General features: G+C 58.5%; 16 protein-coding genes. 7 read left to right on the forward strand and 9 right to left on the reverse strand.

Going from position 1 to position 17,802, the window contains the following annotated elements:
• On the forward strand, positions 1-1,182 hold the full coding sequence (locus GTU67_RS07330) for a 5-(carboxyamino)imidazole ribonucleotide synthase (RefSeq protein ID WP_185779442.1): 1,182 nt from the start codon (positions 1-3) through the stop codon (positions 1,180-1,182).
• Positions 1,179-2,276 carry an L-threonylcarbamoyladenylate synthase gene (locus GTU67_RS07335; protein WP_185779443.1) on the forward strand — a complete coding sequence of 366 codons (1,098 nt, stop codon included), beginning with the start codon at positions 1,179-1,181 and terminating at the stop codon, positions 2,274-2,276. Before GTU67_RS07330 ends, GTU67_RS07335 begins: the two co-directional genes overlap by 4 nt.
• Positions 2,277-2,331: 55 nt before the next feature.
• Here the strand turns inward: GTU67_RS07335 and GTU67_RS07340 are convergent, their stop codons facing one another.
• The 9 genes from GTU67_RS07340 to GTU67_RS07380 form a co-directional block, all read right to left on the reverse strand.
• Entirely contained in the window at positions 2,332-3,042 is a 711-nt protein-coding gene (locus GTU67_RS07340; RefSeq protein WP_185779444.1) for an ABC transporter ATP-binding protein, read from the reverse strand.
• The gene (locus tag GTU67_RS07345; RefSeq protein WP_185779445.1) at positions 3,039-3,788 is read right to left on the reverse strand and encodes an ABC transporter ATP-binding protein; all 750 of its coding nucleotides are present in this window, start codon (positions 3,786-3,788) and stop codon (positions 3,039-3,041) included. Before GTU67_RS07345 ends, GTU67_RS07340 begins: the two co-directional genes overlap by 4 nt.
• An 11-nt stretch (positions 3,789-3,799) precedes the next feature.
• Positions 3,800-4,732, reverse strand: coding sequence for a branched-chain amino acid ABC transporter permease (locus GTU67_RS07350; protein WP_430459004.1), 933 nt, complete (start codon positions 4,730-4,732; stop codon positions 3,800-3,802).
• A gap of 69 nt (positions 4,733-4,801) precedes the next feature.
• Complete coding sequence (locus tag GTU67_RS07355; RefSeq protein WP_185779447.1) at positions 4,802-5,683, reverse strand: ABC transporter permease subunit; 882 nt, start codon at positions 5,681-5,683, stop codon at positions 4,802-4,804.
• A gap of 25 nt (positions 5,684-5,708) precedes the next feature.
• Positions 5,709-6,869: an ABC transporter substrate-binding protein gene (locus tag GTU67_RS07360; protein ID WP_185779448.1), complete on the reverse strand. Its 1,161-nt coding sequence runs from the start codon at positions 6,867-6,869 to the stop codon at positions 5,709-5,711.
• 79 nt (positions 6,870-6,948) lie between these two features.
• Positions 6,949-7,779 (reverse strand): alpha/beta fold hydrolase, encoded by an 831-nt coding sequence (locus tag GTU67_RS07365; protein WP_185779449.1) that lies wholly within the window; start codon positions 7,777-7,779, stop codon positions 6,949-6,951.
• Between the two features lie 3 nt (positions 7,780-7,782).
• Positions 7,783-9,336 carry a benzoate-CoA ligase family protein gene (locus tag GTU67_RS07370; protein WP_185779450.1) on the reverse strand — a complete coding sequence of 518 codons (1,554 nt, stop codon included), beginning with the start codon at positions 9,334-9,336 and terminating at the stop codon, positions 7,783-7,785.
• Positions 9,337-9,407: 71 nt separating this feature from the next.
• On the reverse strand, positions 9,408-10,949 hold the full coding sequence (locus GTU67_RS07375) for a 3,4-dehydroadipyl-CoA semialdehyde dehydrogenase (protein ID WP_185779451.1): 1,542 nt from the start codon (positions 10,947-10,949) through the stop codon (positions 9,408-9,410).
• Positions 10,950-11,085: 136 nt separating this feature from the next.
• Complete coding sequence (locus GTU67_RS07380; RefSeq protein WP_185779452.1) at positions 11,086-11,553, reverse strand: DUF4863 family protein; 468 nt, start codon at positions 11,551-11,553, stop codon at positions 11,086-11,088.
• 173 nt (positions 11,554-11,726) lie between these two features.
• Here GTU67_RS07380 and GTU67_RS07385 point away from each other — a divergent pair, with 173 nt between their 5' ends.
• The 5 genes from GTU67_RS07385 to GTU67_RS07405 all read left to right on the forward strand — a co-directional run bounded on the left by GTU67_RS07385 (position 11,727) and on the right by GTU67_RS07405 (position 17,800).
• Positions 11,727-12,659: a shikimate kinase gene (locus tag GTU67_RS07385; protein ID WP_185779453.1), complete on the forward strand. Its 933-nt coding sequence runs from the start codon at positions 11,727-11,729 to the stop codon at positions 12,657-12,659.
• A gap of 127 nt (positions 12,660-12,786) precedes the next feature.
• Positions 12,787-14,445 (forward strand): 2,3-epoxybenzoyl-CoA dihydrolase, encoded by a 1,659-nt coding sequence (gene boxC, locus GTU67_RS07390; protein WP_185779454.1) that lies wholly within the window; start codon positions 12,787-12,789, stop codon positions 14,443-14,445.
• Between the two features lie 35 nt (positions 14,446-14,480).
• Positions 14,481-15,908 carry a benzoyl-CoA 2,3-epoxidase subunit BoxB gene (gene boxB / locus GTU67_RS07395; protein WP_185779455.1) on the forward strand — a complete coding sequence of 476 codons (1,428 nt, stop codon included), beginning with the start codon at positions 14,481-14,483 and terminating at the stop codon, positions 15,906-15,908.
• 136 nt (positions 15,909-16,044) lie between these two features.
• Positions 16,045-17,319: a benzoyl-CoA 2,3-epoxidase subunit BoxA gene (gene boxA / locus GTU67_RS07400; protein WP_185779456.1), complete on the forward strand. Its 1,275-nt coding sequence runs from the start codon at positions 16,045-16,047 to the stop codon at positions 17,317-17,319.
• 31 nt (positions 17,320-17,350) lie between these two features.
• Positions 17,351-17,800, forward strand: coding sequence for a MaoC/PaaZ C-terminal domain-containing protein (locus GTU67_RS07405; protein ID WP_185779457.1), 450 nt, complete (start codon positions 17,351-17,353; stop codon positions 17,798-17,800).
• Positions 17,801-17,802 lie beyond the last annotated feature (2 nt).

Below are 17,802 nucleotides of genomic sequence, written 5' to 3' on the forward strand. Positions count from 1 at the left end.
ATGACTGCAATTCAGCATTCCATGCCTGTGCCGCCCGGTAGCTGGCTTGGCATGGTAGGCGGTGGCCAACTGGGTCGCATGTTTTGCCACGCTGCACAAAGCCTGGGTTATAAGGTGGCTGTGCTCGACCCTGCGGCCGGTTGTCCGGCAGGGGGTGTTGCCGACCGCCACATTCAGGCCGCCTACGACGACCCGACGGCGCTCGAGTTGCTGGGTAGTTTGTGCGCAGCTGTCAGTACCGAATTCGAAAATGTCCCGGCCGACAGCCTGCGTCGTCTGGCCAGGCATTGCGCCGTCAGCCCCTCGGGCGACGCCGTTGCCGTGGTGCAAGACCGAATCCTTGAAAAGGCGTTTATTACGCAAGCCGGCGTACCCGTTGCACCGTATTGCGCCGTTACCGATCGCTCGCATATCGCCCAGGCACCTGCCAATTTGTTCCCGGGCATACTGAAGGCGGCCCGGCTGGGCTACGACGGCAAGGGCCAGGCGCGGGTAACTTCGCGCGAAGCGGCGCTTGAAGCTTTTGATGCCTTTGGTGGCGTGCCTTGCGTACTTGAAGCCATGTTGCCGCTGGCCGACGAAATTTCGGTGGTCATGGCCCGTGGCTACGACGATGCGTGCGTCGTGTACACGCCCGCGCACAACGAGCACCGTGACGGCATTCTGGCCGTTTCTACAGTCGACCCGGCAGCTGTACAGGCACGCCAGTCACTGTACGCGCAAGCAGCCCAGGCGGCCCGGCGCATCGCAGGGCAACTTGATTACCGCGGCGTATTGTGTGTCGAATTTTTTATTCTTGACGACGGCAGCCTGGTGGCCAACGAAATCGCTCCGCGTCCGCATAACAGCGGCCACCACACCATCAATGCCTGCGTATCCAGCCAGTTCGACCAACAGGTCAGGGTCATGACAGGCTTGCCCTTGGGTTCGGCGCATAGTCATAGTGCGTCGGTCATGCTTAACATATTGGGCGATTTATGGTTCGATGCCGCCGGCCAAACACGAGAGCCCGATTGGGCCGGCGTATTGCGCTTCGATCATGCCCACTTGCATTTGTATGGCAAGGCCGAGGCGCGTAAAGGCCGAAAAATGGGCCATATTACCGTGACTGGTGCAACGCTTGGTCAGGCCCGCGAGCAAGCGGCAGGTGTTGCCCGTGTGCTGGGCTTGGCCTATTCATGACGCGTTCCGCCGGCCCTACCGACATCGATGCAGCTGCGCGTCGACTGGTCTCTGGCGGGCTGGTGGCGTTTCCTACAGAAACGGTCTACGGGCTGGGTGCCGACGCCGAAAACCCGGCGGCGATCGCTGGTATTTACGCGGCTAAAGGCCGGCCTTCCGACCACCCCGTGATTGTCCACCTTGCGCCGGGGGCCGACCTGGCTCATTGGGCAAAAGACATCCCCGACCTGGCCTATGCGCTGATAGACGCGTTCTGGCCGGGTCCGTTAACCCTCATTTTGCGCCGTGCCGATCACATCCCTAGTGCGGTCAGCGGGGGGCAGGATACGATTGGTTTACGGTGCCCGTCGCACCCGGTGGCCCAGCAGTTATTGGCCCATTTTGCCCGGCTTAAAGGCGGGCAGGGCGGGGTGGCTGCCCCCTCGGCCAACAAGTTCGGGCAGGTGTCGCCGACAACGGCCGATCACGTCCGTGCCGAATTCCCCGAGCTTGATGATTCCCGTCTGATCGTGCTCGATGGCGGTGCCGCCCAGGTGGGTATCGAGTCGACCATTCTGGATGTGTCGCGGTTAGGTAAGGGTGTGTCGCCGGCGCTGCTGCGACCGGGGCATATTAGTGCCGCCCAAATTGCCGACGTCATCGGCGTCATGCCGTCATTGCAGGCAGGCACCGATGCGCCGCGCGTGTCGGGTTCATTGAAAGCGCACTACGCGCCTCATACACCGTTGGTGTTGCTGGGGCGCGATGAGATCGAGGCCGCGGCGCAGCGCCTCGTTGCTAAGGGTTCATCGGTCGTGGCCGTGGGGTTTGGTAACCCACCCGTCGGGTTTGTTCCTGCCGATACGGCGCTGCGCCCCGCGGGGAAAAACGAAGGCAGCCGTGACCCCGGCATCGTTTTAGTGGGTAACGCCCGCTTGCTGTGGGTTCAGGCACCAGAAGACCCGCACGCCTATGCGCATGCACTTTACGCACAGTTGCGTGCCATCGACACGCTGGGTGCAGACCAGATTATGCTGGAGCGCCCGCCGGAAACTGAAGCGTGGCGCGCTGTGAATGACCGTATCGGGCGCGCCGCCGCCGCGTTTGGCGGCTGACGCCCGATATTATTCAGATGGCGGTGATGTACCCCCGCTGTGTTGACCCGGACGCTTAAACGCCCAGATACCGCGTCAGCAGGTCGGGTTGGTTAATTAGCGTAGCACTTTCTTTTTCTTCAACCACCACACCCTTTTCAAGTACAACGCAACGGTCGGTGTTGGCCAGTACCTTGCGATAGTTGCGGTCGACAATCAGGGTCGCCACACCGGTTTCGCGGATGGTGCCGATAATGCGCCAGATTTCAGCGATGATCAGCGGTGCCAGGCCTTCGGTGGCTTCGTCAAGAATCAGGATGTCGGGGTTGGTCATGAGGGCGCGACCGATGGCCAGCATTTGCTGCTCGCCCCCCGACAGCTGTTGACCGCCATGTTGCAGGCGTTCGGTCAGGCGCGGGAAGGTTTCCAGCACCCGCTCGTATGTCCAGTCGTTGCGGCCGTTAACGCCGGGGCGGGCCGCCACCAGCAGGTTTTCGCGAACGTCGAGGTTGGGGAAAATACCGCGCCCCTCGGGCACATAGGCAATACCCTGGCGTGCGACCTGATGCGGCTCTGACCGGGTGTGGTCGGCGCCGCGAATTTTGATGCTGCCCGCCGTGGGCCGGATATGGCCCATGAGCGTGCGGATAAGCGTGGTTTTACCCATGCCGTTGCGGCCAAGCAGGCCGATGGACTCGCCGGCATTGATTTGCAGATTGACGTCGAACAGAATGTGGCTTTCGCCGTAATGGGTGTTGATGCCCTGGGCGTCGATCAGGACGGTCATTCTTCTTCTCCCAGGTAAGCGGTTTGTACGTCGGGGTTGTTCCGGATGGATTCGGGGTCGCCGTGCGCAATGACACAGCCGTTAACCATGACGGTGATTTCGTCGGAAATACGGAAAACGGCGTCCATGTCGTGTTCGACCAGCAAGATGGCGTGTTCTTTTTTTAGAGAATCGAGCAGGTTCAGCATGCGGTCGGTTTCTTCGGCACCCATGCCTGCCAGCGGCTCGTCGAGCAGCAGTACTTTGGGGTGGGTGGCCAGACACATGGCGATTTCAAGCTGGCGCTTGCCGCCGTGTGACAACAAGCCAGCAGGCCGATCGGCGAATTCGGCCAACCCGGCCAGTTCGAGGGCGCGGTCGGCGGCTTCGTTGCTGTAGGTGCACTTACTGGCCGGGAACGCCCATCTCCAGAATTTTTGATGGTTGGATTGGGCCGAAATACGGCAGTTTTCGTGAACACTGAGCGACGGGAAAATGGTGGTGCGCTGATAGCTGCGCCCCAAACCTGCCCGGGCGCGGTCGGGCTGCGGCCAGCGGGTGATGTCTTTGCCCAGCATGGTGATATTGCCTTCGTTGGGCGGGATCTCGCCCGACAGGACGCTGACCAAGGTTGATTTCCCGGCGCCATTGGTGCCAATGACGGCGTGTACAGACCCCTGGTTAAGGTCAACCGAAACCCGGTCGATGGCCACCAGCCCACCGAAGCGGCGTGTGATGTTCTTGGCCGATAAGAGTGTTGTAGACATGCGTAATACCTTTACTTGGCCGTTGCCGATGAGGTGGAACGATTGCGGCGGGCGCGAAGTTGCTCGGGGAGGCCGATGAGCCCTTTAGGCATGAAGGCGACGAGCGCAATAATGGCCAGACCAAACGTTAAGTGCCAGTGGATGGCGAACGACCCGAAGATGGCTTCAGACTGGAAGACTTCTTGCAGCAGAATAAGGCCAATAGCCCCGATAACCGCGCCCCAGAGACGGCCCATACCCCCCAAAATCACCATAAGCAACACCAGGCCGGATTGCTCCCAGGCGAGTAGTTCGGGGTTGACGTAGCCATCTTTGACGGCATACAGCAGGCCGGCCAGGCCACCGAATGCGGCGGCAATGACGTAGGCAGTAAGCTTGTAGCCAAACGTCGAGAATCCGGCAGCGCGCATGCGCTGCTCGTTGACATGGATGCCCGTAAGCGCGGCGCCAAAGCGCGAGCGCATCAGCATGGCCAGAAAGCCCCAGGTGAACAGCAGGCAAGCCAGCGTAAACAGATAGAAGGTGTAGCTGTTGTCGATATTAAGAATGACCCAGTCGCCGATGCGAAGCTCGGGGCGCACGTACAGGTAGATGCCGTCGCTACCGCCGCCCAGCTTGGTGTCGTGGAACACGTAGTAAGCCATTTGCGCAAAGGTCAGCGTTACCATGATGAAGTAAATACCTTTGGTGCGCAGGGCGAGTGCGCCGGTAATAACGGCATAAGCCATGGCGCACACAATGGCGGCGGGGATAACCCACAGCATGTTGCCCGACGCGTATTCGGGCGAAAGCAGGGTGACCGCATAAGCCGAGATGCCAAAAAATGCCGAATGCCCCAGGCTGACCAGCCCGGTGCAGCCCACCAGTAATTGCAGGCTAAGCGCAAACAGCGAATAAATCATGATCTTGATGATCAGGGCGGTGTAGTAGTCGGCGGTAACCATGGGCAACAAGGCCGTGATGATGACCAGAACCGGCACCAGAAGGGTACGAAATGAGGATTGCATACGTCGTTAGCCTTGCTTGAACAGCCCCTCGGGCTTGAATAACAGAATGGCGGCCATCATGAGATAGACCAGAACCCCAGCGGCTTGCGGGAACAGAACCTGGCCGAAAGTGTCGACAAAGCCAATTAGCATGGCGGCAACAAAAGCCCCCTTGATTGACCCGATGCCGCCGATAACGACCACGACGAAGCAGATGATAAGAATGGCATTACCCATGCCCGGATACACCGACGAAACCGGTGCGGCGATGGCGCCGGCCAGTGCAGCCAGTGCAACGCCCAGCGCGAAAACAATACGGAACAAACGGTTGATGTCGATGCCCAGCGAATTGATCATTTCGCGGTTGCTGGCGCCGGCGCGGATCATCATGCCCAGACGGGTGCGGGCCAGCAGCCAGTACATAAGCAGCGCAACCACAATACATACGGCCGAGATGAACAGGCGGTACGTGGGGTAGGTCATGACGTCGCTAAGCGCAATGGTGCCGCTGAGCCAGTCGGGCGGAGATACGCCGTGAACGTCGTTGTCGATGATAATGCTGCGCAGTTCTTCGAAAACGAGAATCAGGCCGTGTGTCATGAGCAGCTGCTGTAGGTGCTCGCGGGTATACAGGTAACTGTAAAACGCCCACTCTAGAAAGTAGCCCAGTATGGCGGCCAGTACGATGCACGCCACCAGGGTGGTTACAAAGCCTCCGCCCAAATACTGAGCCACAAGGGGCTCGAGGGCGAAGGCCATGTAGGCCCCGATCATATAGAAACTGCCATGCGCCAGGTTGATGATGCCCATGATGCCGAAAATGAGCGTAAGCCCGCTGGCAACCAGGAACAGCAACAACCCGTACTGTATGGCGTTAAGACACTGAATTAAAAATATGACCGGGTCCACGTGGCCTCCTGCTGATTTATTGTTATTAGTTCATTTTGCAGCCAACCGACGGATCGGCCAGCGCTTTTACTGCAACCTTCACAGGTACGTTGTCTTCGCCTTTAACTTCGCGCAAGTACATGTCTTGCACAGGGTTACCCGACTTGGACAGCGTGAACTTGCCGCGAGGGCTGTCGATGGTAGCGTTGCGGATGGCATCGCGCATCTGGTCTTTTTTGGCAACGTCGCCACCGACGGCTTTCAAGCCGGCGTCGAGCATTTGCGCGGCGTCGTAGCCTTGTACCGCGTAAACGTCAGGCGGCAGCTTGGGGAAGTTCTTTTTGTAGTTTTCGCGGAAGGCGTTGTCGCGTTCGGTATTCAGGCCGTCGGCGTAGTGCAATGTCGTCAGCAGACCTTGTGCCGATTCTCCCTGAGCTTTCAGGGTGCCGTCGGTCAGGAAGCCGGCGCCGACCAGTTCGATATCTTTGCGCAAGCCGGCCGCAGCGTAATCTTGTACGAACTTGACCGCACCACCGCCTGCAAAGAAGGTGTAGACGACATCAGGTTTGGTGGCCGCGATTTCGGTCAGCAGTGGCTGGAACTCAACCTGCGGGAAGGGCAGTGTCAGGTGCTTGACGACCTTGCCGCCGGCCTTTTCAAAGGACTCTTTGAAACCGTCGGTGGACTCTTTGCCTGCGGCGTAGTTCCAGGAAATGGTGACCGCTGTTTTGTGGCCTTTTTCGGCCGCGGCGGCGCCCATGGCGTAGCCCGGCTGCCAGTTAGAGAACGACGAGCGGAAAACGTTTTTGCTGCACAGGGGGCCAGTGATGGCGCCCGCACCCGCGTTAGGGATAATCAGGGTAGTGTCGGAATCGGTGGCGGCCTTGGCCAGCGCCATGGCCACGCCCGAGTGCACTGTGCCGACCAGAATGTCGACCTGGTCGCGCTTGATCAGGCGGTTGGCGTTATCGGGGCCCTTGGACGGGTTGGATTCGTCATCAACACGGAAGTAGGTGATTTCCTGGCCTGCAAGTTTGCCGCCTTGTTCCTGAACATAAAGTTTGAAGCCGTTTTCGATGGCCTCGCCTAATTGCGCAAAGGTGCCGCTGTAGGGCAGCATGAAGCCGACCTTGACTTCGGCGGATGCAGCACCTGCGCCAAAAGCCATCGCGACGGCGAGGGCGGTACCTGTCAATACTTTCTTCATTTGTCTACTCCTTGGTGTTGTCAATAAAGGTACTGCTGGAAACGCGTTAACGCGTAGAAAGAACCCTGCGGGTTAATTGTTATTTGTTGTCAGCCTGAATCGGGTTCAGGCTTGTTATGAAATTGATCAGTGCCGCATTGAGTTGTTCTGGCTGGTCTTTGTGCGGCGAATGACGGCAGTCGTCAATGATACAGAGTTTGGTATTACTGACTACCCGGTGAATCCCTTGTATTTGATCGAGTGTGCCGTATTCGTCGTCCTTGCCCTGAATGGCCAGAACCGGGCAACGGATATCTGGCAAATACTTTTCAATATTCCAGAGTTTGAACTCGGGGTTGAGCCAGATATCGTTCCAGGCCCAGAATGTCAGGTCGGGGTTTTGGTGATAGCGCGCAAACTTTTGCGGCAAATCGGTGTGTAAGTAGGCCTCGCGCGCCTTCGCGATGCTGGCAATAGTAATGTCTTCGACAAAAATATGCGGCGCCGCCACTGCAATGGCTTTAGTGCGTTCGGGGTACATAGCTGCATACAACAGCGCAATCGAGCTCCCGTCGCTATGACCATAAAACACGGGCTTTTCGTTATCAAGCCCGAGCGCGGCAAGCACGGCTGGCAGGAAATGTTCGGCCTGGGTGTGCATGTAGCTGACCGGCCATTTTTCGTCGGCTGGCCTGGGTGTGCTTTGACCATAGCCATAACGCGAAAACACCAGACCTCGGCAGTTGGCCAGCGCGCAAAGCTGTTCGGGCCAGTCGCGCCACAGTGCTACCGAACCCAACCCTTCGTGCAAGAAAACGATGAGGTCTTTGTCGGTTTTTTCGGGCGACAAAAGTCGGCATTCAATGTCATAGTCGCGGCCTTGCACCGTAATGTTCACCATACGGTCAACCGCATTCAGCGAGCCCTGCATATCTTATTGCTCCTGGCGCTGACGCAGACGGAAACGCTGAATTTTGCCGGTGGCTGTTTTGGGCAGCTCGTTGACAAAATGTATGGTGCGGGGGTACTTGAACGGGGCCAACTGCGATTTAACGTAGGCCTGCAGTTCGGTTTCAATTCCGCCGTCGGCTGTTTTGCCTTCACGAAGTACGACGTAAGCCGTTGTTTTGACCAGCCCTTGGTCATCGGTTACCCCAATGACGGCAGCCTCGAGTACCGACTCGTGTTCGATCAGGACGTTTTCAACTTCGACCGGGGAAACATACTGCCCGCTGACTTTGATCATGTCGTCGCTGCGGCCGGCGTAGGTATAGTAGCCCTCGGCATCGCATACGTACTTGTCGCCGCTTTTCAGCCAGTCGCCCAACATGGTTTCGCGGGTTTTGGCCCGGTTGTTCCAGTACATGATGGCCGCGCTGGGGCCCTTGATGTACAGGTCGCCGATGCTGCCGGCCGGAACCGGCTTGCCGTGGTCGTCGCGCAGTTCGATCTCGTAACCTGGCACCGGTTTGCCGGTCGTGCCATAGCGTACGTCGCCGGCCTGGTTAGAGATGAAGATGTGCAGCATCTCGGTTGAGCCGATGCCGTCGAGAATATAGCAGCCAAAATGACGGGTGAAGCGATCGCCCAGGTCTTTGGGCAGCGCCTCGCCGGCGGATGCACAGACGCGCAGCTTGACGTCGGTGCGGGCCGGCAAGTTGGGCGAGGCCAGCATGCTGGCATACAGCGTAGGCACGCCGTAAAACACAGTAGGTTTGTGCTGGGTCAGGCGTTTGAAAACCGCATCGGGGGTGGGGCGTTCACCCATAAGTACTACCGTTGCGCCCACCGACAACGGGAAGGTCAGGCCGTTGCCCAGCCCGTAGGCAAAAAACAGCTTGGCTGCTGAAAACACGACATCGTCTTCTTTCAGGCCCAGTACCGGCTTGCCGTAGAGCTCGGCCGTGTGCCACAGGTTGGCGTGGCAATGCACGACCCCTTTGGGCTGGCCGGTCGAGCCAGAGGAATATAACCAGAACGCGATTTCGTCGGCTTTGGTGTTGACGGCGGACTCTTGGGGCGCGCGGTCCATGAGCGACTCGAAGCTGTCGATGCCGGCCGGCAGCGTGTTGCCGCCTTCGGCTACCACAATGTGGCGAACCTCGTTGCTGGACTGGCTAACCGCTTGCTGTACGGTGTCGAGCAGCGCGGGCGAGGTGAAAATAGCCTGTGCGCGGCTGTGCTCGAGCATGTAGGCGTAGTCTTCGGCGGTGAGCAGGGTATTGACGGCGACGGGGACGACGCCGCCATGCAGGGCGCCCAGAAACACCACGGGCCAGTCGATGGTGTCGTGCATGACGAGCAAAATTCGCTCTTCACGGCGGATGCCCAGGTTTTTAAGCAACCCTGCGAAGGTCGAGACGCGGGTCGCGAGTTCGCCGTACGTCATGCGACGGTTGTCGTCGATGTAGGCCGTTTTGTCGGCGCGCGGTTGGTTGAGCTCGGTGAGGTACCGGGCGTAATTCAGTTCTGCAGGGCAGGCTTGCATTGTTTTGTCTCCAAAATGAATCAGTACCCGGCGTCTTGTGTTTATTTTTATGTGACGCCGGGGGCAAGTGTTTAGTTCACGATTTTTTCGAGTACCCCGGGAGCGCCTTGAACGGCGGACAACCGATGGTAGAAACGCAGGGCGCGCAGCCCGCCCAGTTCTTCGCCGCCACCGGCGCGACCCGGGCCGCCGTGATTTGATTGTGGCATCACGTTACCGTGGCCGGTGTGTACTTTGGCCACATCGTTATTGATCAGGTGGACACGGCCGTGGCTTTCGGCCAGGCTAATTGCCGCTTGGGCCAGGAAGTCGGGGTCGTTACTGTACACCGAGGCGACCAGCGACCCCATGCCGCGTCGGGCCAGCGCCAGGGCGTGGTCTGTATCGCGATAGGGCATAAGGGTAGCGACGGGGCCGAAGACCTCCATCTCGTGGACCAGAGGGTGGGTATCGGGGTTTTGCGTACCGAATACGACCGGCGGAACAATGGCGTGCTGGTTGCCTTCGGCCTGAATCTTGATGTCTTGACGACCGTCGAAAACAATGTCGCTGCACGCTTCGAGCTTTTGGATGCCGGCCACGATGGCATCGCGTTGGGAGGCGCTGACCAGGCTGCCCATACGTATGCCTTCGAGGCGTGGGTCGCCCACGGTAATGCCTTTGAGTTTGTCGGCCAGTGCCGCGGCAACGGTTGCGTAGCGGGCCTGGGGCACCAGAATGCGACGGATGGCGGTACATTTCTGGCCTGACTTGATGGTGAGTTCGCGTACCACTTCGCGAACCAGCAAGCCCATCGCGTCGTCGTCGGCGTCTGGACCTAGCAGCGCACTGTTGACGCTGTCGGTTTCGGCATTGAAACGCACGCCTTCCAGTTTGATTTTCGGGTGGTTGCGCAGCGAGGCTGCGGTGTCGGCCGAGCCGGTGAACGAGACGACATCGAGCGAATCAAGGGCTTCGAGCATGTTAGCCGGGCGGCCGCACACAATATTCAGGGCGCCGCCAGGCAAAATACCGGCATCAATTACGTCTTTGACCATTTCGTGGGTTAGCCAGGCTGTGGCCGACGCGGGTTTGATAACCACGGGCACGCCCGAGAGCAACGCGGCGGCGGCCTTTTCCCAGAGCCCCCACGACGGGAAGTTGAATGCGTTGATGAACAAGGCCAGGCCACGCACCGGAACCAAAATGTGCTGTGTGGCAAAGGCGTTATCGCGCGCCAGGGCGTCGGCAGTGCCGTCGGCCATGAGCTGGCCGGCTGTAAGCTTACCGCCTAGCTTGGCGTAGTAAGACAACGTATAGATGCCACCGTCGACATCGACGGCGCTGTCGTTTTGCACGGTGCCCGAATTTTTTAGTGAAATATCGAAATACTTGTCGCGATTGGCCTGAAGAACCTTGACGATGGCCCCAAGAAGTTCGGCCCGCTGCGCATAAGACAAGGCGCGCAATGCGGTGCCGCCCTGGTTGCGGGCAAATGCGTAGGCGGCTGCCATATCGATGCCGTCGGCACCGACCGTGGCCAGGGTTTCGCCGGTTACCGGGTCGAGTACCGGGCTGCCTGCGCCGGCGCCTTCTTGCCAGCGACCTTCAAGATAGTTTGCGAGTTTATTCATGACGATATTCTTTACAGTGGGGCGGGCATAAGCCATCGGGGTTAACGTTGTGCCCGCACGGTGCATGGGCACAACAAGGGCGAGCCATATTTGCCTGGCGGCTGTTGGGACTGCGCGGCCGGGCCTGTGTTAGGCGTCAGCGCCGGGTAAATTCAATAGCGCCCTGGGGCAGCAAATACAGCACCAGCGCGCGGCCTTTGCGCACGGTGGGGCTGTGGGCGGTGTCGGGGCCGTAAACCAGCCAGCCTGCCGGGTGGCCGTCGAATTCGGCGCCTTCGTCGATGGGCATGATCAAGTCGATTTCGCCATTGGGGTGGCGATGATGCGGACCGGCCAGATCGTTCATGTCGACGACATCGACAGAGTAGCCGTTGAGAGATTCGGCCGGCTTGATGACGCGCCCGTAACGGATGCCGCCCCCTTCGTACTGGCACATCCAGCCTTCGGCGACCCCGGTTTTACAGGCTGTGACAATGTCGTTGTACACCGACCCGCCGGCCGGGAAGGCGGTGTTCAGGTCGTTTTGCAAAGTTTTGTCGAGGGTGCGCGGGCCGATATGGTCGGTAACCTGCTTGATCAGCTGATGAAATGTCTCGGGGTTCATTGTTATGTTTCCTGTTCTGCCGGCGCGATACGCAAAATATTGCAATGCTGACTTGGCATTAAACTGCTTGCTGCGCAGGTCAGATTATCGCGACAAGGTTAAAAATTAGGGCTTTTCTTCCAGATTGTCAAGCATTATGATGCATGTAAAACCATTCATTAGGGTTAATCAGAGTGAACAATAAAGCACTAAGGCCACCGCTCGAAACCCGCGAAGACGCGGCTGGGCACGACCGAGACCCCTACCTGATTGCCTTGGGCGAGCGTGTCCGCAGCTTGCGCTCTATACGCGGCATGACGCGTAAAGAACTGGCCCGGGCGGCGCATGTGTCTGAGCGTCATTTGGCCAACCTCGAGCGTGGTTTGGGTAATGTCTCTATCTTGGTGCTTTTGCAAATTGCCAAGGCTTTTAATTGCGTGCTGGCTGAAATCGTCGGCGACGTCACCACATCAAGCCCCGAATGGCTGCTGATTCGCGAGTTGCTTCACGGGCGCTCTGAGCCTGATCTGCAGCGCGCCCGTGAAGCGCTCGCCCAATTGTTTTCCGGTCAGGCGGGACAGGCCGGAAAAAACCGCAGCAAACAGATTGCTTTAATCGGCTTGCGCGGGGCAGGTAAATCATCCATCGGCCGTATGCTTGCTGCCGACATCGGTTACCCGTTTATCGAGCTTAGCGACGAAATCGAACGCGTCGCGGGCTGCGGCATTCTTGAAATCCACAGCCTTTACGGGCCCACCGCCTATCGGCGCTACGAAAAGCGCGCCCTCGAAGAGGCGCTTCAGTTGTATCCTGAAATGGTTCTGGCAACCCCGGGTGGTATCGTGTCCGAACCGGCCACCATGAACGTACTGCTTTCGCATTGCTACACCGTATGGCTCAAGGCCACACCCGAAGATCACATGGCCCGGGTCATGGCCCAGGGCGATTTCCGACCCATGGCCGGCAACAACGAAGCCATGGCCGACCTCAAGCGCATTCTGGCCGGGCGTGAGGCGTTTTATTCCAAGGCCGACTACGTGTGCATGACCAGCCAGCTCAGTCTGTCAGAAGCTTTCGAGGGACTGCGCAACCATATCCGCGAAGTGGCGGGGCTTTCGCTGGTCTAACTGCACTTTAATGCCGACATGCATTTTTTTGCATGAACCGTGTTGACGACCCGCTAATGTTGCATTATTATGCACACAAATCCATTAGATGCATTATTATTCAGGTTACCAAAGAGGAGACCCTTCCATGACTGAAGCCGCATCCCGCGTAGAGTTTCGCACCGACCCCAGCCAGTACAAACACTGGGACCTCAGTTTCGACGGCCAGGTTGCCACGCTGGCAATGGACGTCAACGAAGACGCTGGATTGCGTCCCGGTTACAAGCTGAAGCTCAACTCTTACGACCTGGGGGTCGACATCGAGCTGCACGACGCCCTGCAACGCATCCGTTTCGAGCATCCCGAAGTCCGCACCGTGGTGCTGACCAGCAAAAAAGATCGCATTTTCTGTTCCGGCGCCAACATCTTCATGCTGGGCCTCTCGTCGCACGCCTGGAAGGTCAACTTCTGCAAATTCACCAACGAAACCCGTAACGGCATTGAAGACACCAGCCGTAACAGCGGCATCAAGTTCATTGCTGCAGTTAACGGCGCATGCGCCGGCGGTGGTTACGAAGTCGCCCTGGCTTGCGACGAAATCCTGCTCGTCGACGACCGCTCTTCGGCGGTGTCATTGCCCGAAGTCCCCCTGTTGGGCGTATTGCCCGGTACGGGCGGTCTTACCCGTGTTACCGACAAGCGTAAAGTGCGTCACGACCGCGCCGACATCTTCTGCACGCTGGTAGAAGGTGTTCGCGGCGAACGCGCCAAAGAATGGCGTCTGGTCGACGACATCATCAAGCCCGCCCAGTTCGAAGAAGGCGTTAAACAGCGTGCCGCCGAACTGGCCGCAACCAGCGATCGCCCCGCGGACGGCAAAGGCGTTGCACTGACGCCGCTCAAGCGCGAAGATGCCGCCGACTCAATCACGTATCAGTATGTTCAGGTGGTCATCGATCGCGAATTGCGTACCGCCACACTGACCGTCAAGTCGCCGTCTGCCGATGTGCCTGCCGATATCGCCGGTATCGAAGCCCAGGGCGCTGCCTGGTGGCCGCTGCAAATGGCCCGCGAGCTCGACGACGCCATCTTGCAACTGCGTACCAACGAACTCGATGTCGGTACCTGGGTGCTTAAAACCGAAGGCGACAGCGCACGTGTGCTGGCGGCCGACGAAACCCTTAAAAAGTTTGCCGATCACTGGTTCGTACGCGAAACCACCGGCATGCTGCGTCGTACGTTGGCGCGTCTCGATGTCACCTCGCGCTCGTTGTTCGCGCTTATCGAGCCAGGTTCGTGCTTTGCTGGTACGCTGCTCGAACTCGCCCTGTCGGCCGACCGTACCTACATGCTCGACGACCCCGAAACCGATACCCCTGCCCAGATCGTGGTCAACGACCTCAATTTCGGCACCTACCCCATGGTCAGCGCGCAGTCGCGCCTCGAGCGTCGCTTCTACGAAGAAGTGCCGGCACTCGACGCCGTACGTGCTGTCATGGGTCAGAAACTGTCGGCGCAAGACGCCGAGAAACTTGGCCTTATCACCTTCGCACTTGACGATATCGATTGGGCCGACGAAGTGCGTATCGCACTCGAAGAGCGCCGTGCCCTGTCGCCCGATTCGTTGACGGGTCTCGAGGCCAACCTGCGCTTCGGTGTCAAAGAAACGATGGAAACCCGTGTGTTTGGTCGCCTGTCGGCCTGGCAAAACTGGATTTTCTATCGGCCCAATGCTTCGGGTGACAAAGGCGCCCTCAAGCTGTACGGCAAAGGTGAGAAACCCAGCTTCGACTGGAATCGTGTGTAAGTCTGCGACGATTGAAACTAACAGGAGTCAACAAGATGTCCGGTATCAACTACTCAGAGAAAATCCCCAACAACGTCAACTTGTCCAGCGACCGCACGCTGCAGCGCGCGCTCGAACACTGGCAGCCCAACTACCTCAAGTGGTGGGCAGACATGGGTCCCGAATCGTCGCAGAACATGGATGTTTACCTGCGTACGGCAGTCAGCGTCGACCCAAGCGGCTGGGCGCATTTCGAACACGTCAAAATGCCCGACTACCGTTGGGGTATCTTTTTGACACCGCCTGAGCAAGATCGCAAGATCCACTTCGGTGAGCACATGGGCGAAGCCGCCTGGCAAGACGCGCCCGGCGAATATCGTGCCAATCTGCGCCGCATCATCGTCACGCAGGGCGATACCGAACCTGCTTCGGTCGAGCAGCAGCGCCATCTGGGCTTGACCGCGCCTTCGCAATACGACCTGCGCAACCTGTTCCAGGTCAACGTCGAAGAGGGTCGCCACCTGTGGGCCATGGTGTACCTGCTGCACCGTTACTTTGGTCGCGATGGTCGCGAAGAAGCCGATGCACTGTTGCAGCGTAACTCGGGCAGCGAAGACAGCCCCCGTATTCTGGGCGCATTCAACGAAAAAACGCCTGACTGGCTCGCGTTCTACATGTTCACGTACTTTACAGACCGCGATGGCAAGTTCCAGCTGTGTGCACTGGCCGAGTCGGCCTTCGACCCGTTGGCTCGCACCACCAAGTTCATGCTTACCGAAGAAGCGCACCACATGTTTGTGGGCGAGTCGGGCGTATCGCGTGTATTGCAGCGTACCGCCCAGGTCATGAACGAGCTCAAGACCGAAGATCCTGCCGCGATCCGTCGCGCCGGCGTCATCGATCTGCCGACTATCCAGCGCTACCTGAACTTCCACTTCAGCGTCACTGTCGACCTTTTTGGCGCCGATCAGTCGTCCAACGCCGCTACTTTCTATACCACCGGCCTGAAAGGTCGCTACGAAGAAGGCAAGCGTACCGACGATCACGTCCTGAAGAGCGACACCTATCGTGTGCTGGAAGTTAAAAACGGCCAGTTGAACGAAGTCGAAGTCCCCATGCTCAACGCGCTGAACGAAGTATTGCGTGACGACTACATTAAAGACTCGATGGCTGGCGTGGCTCGCTGGAACAAGGTGCTCGAGAAAGCAGGCGTCGACTTCCGTCTGACCGTGCCGCATAAAGCGTTCAACCGCAAGATCGGTACCTTGTCGGGTATTCGTGTCTCGCCCGATGGCCACGTGCTGACCGAAGAGCAATGGAACGCGAACGTCGACACATGGCTGCCTACCCCCGAAGACCGCGCATTCGTGGCGTCGTTAATGGGCCGCGTTGTCGAGCCTGGCAAATTCGCCAACTGGATCGCACCACCGGTCATGGGCATTAACCGTCAACCCATCGACTTCGAATACATCCGCTTCAACTAACTGATGTACTGGTGGTAATCTCGTAATCGGGCGGGTGCGCTTGGCATCCGCCCGATTATCGATTTAGCATTTGTTTTATATAAAAGTCGCATAGGCCGGCAATCTCGCCGCTGTGCGTCCAGCTAGGAGACTCCTGATGACAGCAGCGTCGGCCGTTACCGTAAAAAAACAGCACCTGATCGACCCTGAAATCTGTATTCGCTGCAATACATGCGAAGAAACCTGTCCGATCGACGCGATCACCCACGACAGCAACAATTATGTGGTTGACGCCGCCATTTGTAACGACTGTATGGCTTGCGTGCCGCCGTGTCCCACAGGCGCCATCGACAACTGGATTCAGGTCATCAGCAGCAATACTTACTCAATCGAAGAGCAGTACACCTGGGACGAACTGCCCGAGCCCCAGGAAGTGCCCGAAGGCGTTGCCGAGGCCTTGTCCGAGCCGGTCGATGCGTCGGTAGCCGATGCCCGTTCGACCACGGTGGCCAACGACGCGACCGACCTCGAAAACGTACCTTTCACCGCAGCCGGGTCCACCATCCCGCCCTGGTCGGCGGCGCATCCGTACGTTAACTTGTACACACACAAAAACCCGGTGTCGGCCACTGTTGTGGGTAATTACCGTGTCACCGGCAGCGATACCGAAAGCGATATTCACCATATTGTGCTCGATTTCGGCGACAACCCCATGCCGGTCCTCGAAGGGCAGTCCATTGCCATTTTCCCGCCCGGTACCGACGCCAAGGGGCGTGCGTATCATGCGCGCCAGTACTCTATTGCCAGCCCGCGCGACGGCGAGCGTCCGGGGTATAACAACGTTTCCATTACCGTCAAGCGCGTCACCGCCGACCACGATGGCAATGCCGTCAATGGGGTGTGCTCAAACTACCTGTGCGACCTTCAAAAGAACGATGTCGTCAAGGTCATCGGTCCCTTCGGCAATAGCTTCCTGATGCCCGATTTACCCGACGCCAATCTCATCATGATCTGCACAGGCACGGGCGCGGCGCCCATGCGTGCCATGACCGAGCGTTGCCGCCGTCTGGCCAAAGACAACAAATACGACGGCACGCTAATGTTGTTCTTCGGGGCGCGTACCGAGCGCGAACTGCCGTATTTTGGTCCGCTCATGAACCTGCCCAAAGACTTCATCGACGTCAATCTGGCGCTGTCGCGTGACGCCGACAAACCCAAGCAGTATGTGCAAGACCTCATCCGCGAACGCGCCGACGATGTCCTCGATTTGCTCAACGACAGCAAAACCTGCATTTACGTATGCGGTCTTAAGGGCATGGAAGAGGGCGTGCTGGCAGCCTTTAAAGACATTGTCTCGGCCAGCGGCCAGAAATGGGAAGACGTCCACGCTGAACTGAAAGCCAAAGGTCGGCTACACTTCGAAACTTACTAATTCCGAACTTCCTAGATACAGGTTGTGTGAAATGAAATTCAGTGAGTTTCAAGTGGGGCAGGTGTTGCACCACCCGCCCGTCGTTCTTTCTGAACCCGAAATGATCGACTTTGCCAAAAAGTACGATCCGCAGTGGTTTCATACCGACCCGGCAGCTTCTAAAGACGGCCGCTGGGGCGGCGTTATTGGAAGCGGCTGGTTAACCTGCAGCCTGGCCATGCGTATGGCTGTCGATGCCGTTCTGTACGACTCCGAAAGCTTTGCATCGCCAGGTGTTGAAAAAGTCCGCTGGATTCTGCCCACGCGCCCGGGCGATGCCCTGCGACTTGAAATGCGCGTCGACTCGGTACGTGTGTCGTCGTCGCGCAGCGACCTGGGTATTGTGCGCTGGACATGGAGCATGTTTAACCAGCGCGACGAGCAGGTGCTGGAGCTTGAAGCCACCAGCCTGTTCGACTTGGGTTCCGCCCCCCAGGCCTGACC

Origin of the sequence: Pusillimonas minor (assembly GCF_014237865.1) — a bacterium.
Taxonomy (GTDB): domain Bacteria; phylum Pseudomonadota; class Gammaproteobacteria; order Burkholderiales; family Burkholderiaceae_B; genus Neopusillimonas; species Neopusillimonas minor.

What these genes read in the sequence shown, in the direction of transcription:
- GTU67_RS07330 (WP_185779442.1), top strand. Translation starts at nt 1, where the DNA reads ATGACTGCAATTCAGCATTCCATGCCTGTGCCGCCCGGTAGCTGGCTT.
- GTU67_RS07335 (WP_185779443.1), top strand. Translation starts at nt 1,179, where the DNA reads ATGACGCGTTCCGCCGGCCCTACCGACATCGATGCAGCTGCGCGTCGA.
- GTU67_RS07340 (WP_185779444.1), bottom strand. Translation starts at nt 3,042, where the DNA reads ATGACCGTCCTGATCGACGCCCAGGGCATCAACACCCATTACGGCGAA.
- GTU67_RS07345 (WP_185779445.1), bottom strand. Translation starts at nt 3,788, where the DNA reads ATGTCTACAACACTCTTATCGGCCAAGAACATCACACGCCGCTTCGGT.
- GTU67_RS07350 (WP_430459004.1), bottom strand. Translation starts at nt 4,732, where the DNA reads ATGGTTACCGCCGACTACTACACCGCCCTGATCATCAAGATCATGATT.
- GTU67_RS07360 (WP_185779448.1), bottom strand. Translation starts at nt 6,869, where the DNA reads ATGAAGAAAGTATTGACAGGTACCGCCCTCGCCGTCGCGATGGCTTTT.
- GTU67_RS07365 (WP_185779449.1), bottom strand. Translation starts at nt 7,779, where the DNA reads ATGCAGGGCTCGCTGAATGCGGTTGACCGTATGGTGAACATTACGGTG.
- GTU67_RS07370 (WP_185779450.1), bottom strand. Translation starts at nt 9,336, where the DNA reads ATGCAAGCCTGCCCTGCAGAACTGAATTACGCCCGGTACCTCACCGAG.
- GTU67_RS07375 (WP_185779451.1), bottom strand. Translation starts at nt 10,949, where the DNA reads ATGAATAAACTCGCAAACTATCTTGAAGGTCGCTGGCAAGAAGGCGCC.
- GTU67_RS07380 (WP_185779452.1), bottom strand. Translation starts at nt 11,553, where the DNA reads ATGAACCCCGAGACATTTCATCAGCTGATCAAGCAGGTTACCGACCAT.
- boxC (WP_185779454.1), top strand. Translation starts at nt 12,787, where the DNA reads ATGACTGAAGCCGCATCCCGCGTAGAGTTTCGCACCGACCCCAGCCAG.
- boxB (WP_185779455.1), top strand. Translation starts at nt 14,481, where the DNA reads ATGTCCGGTATCAACTACTCAGAGAAAATCCCCAACAACGTCAACTTG.
- boxA (WP_185779456.1), top strand. Translation starts at nt 16,045, where the DNA reads ATGACAGCAGCGTCGGCCGTTACCGTAAAAAAACAGCACCTGATCGAC.
- GTU67_RS07405 (WP_185779457.1), top strand. Translation starts at nt 17,351, where the DNA reads ATGAAATTCAGTGAGTTTCAAGTGGGGCAGGTGTTGCACCACCCGCCC.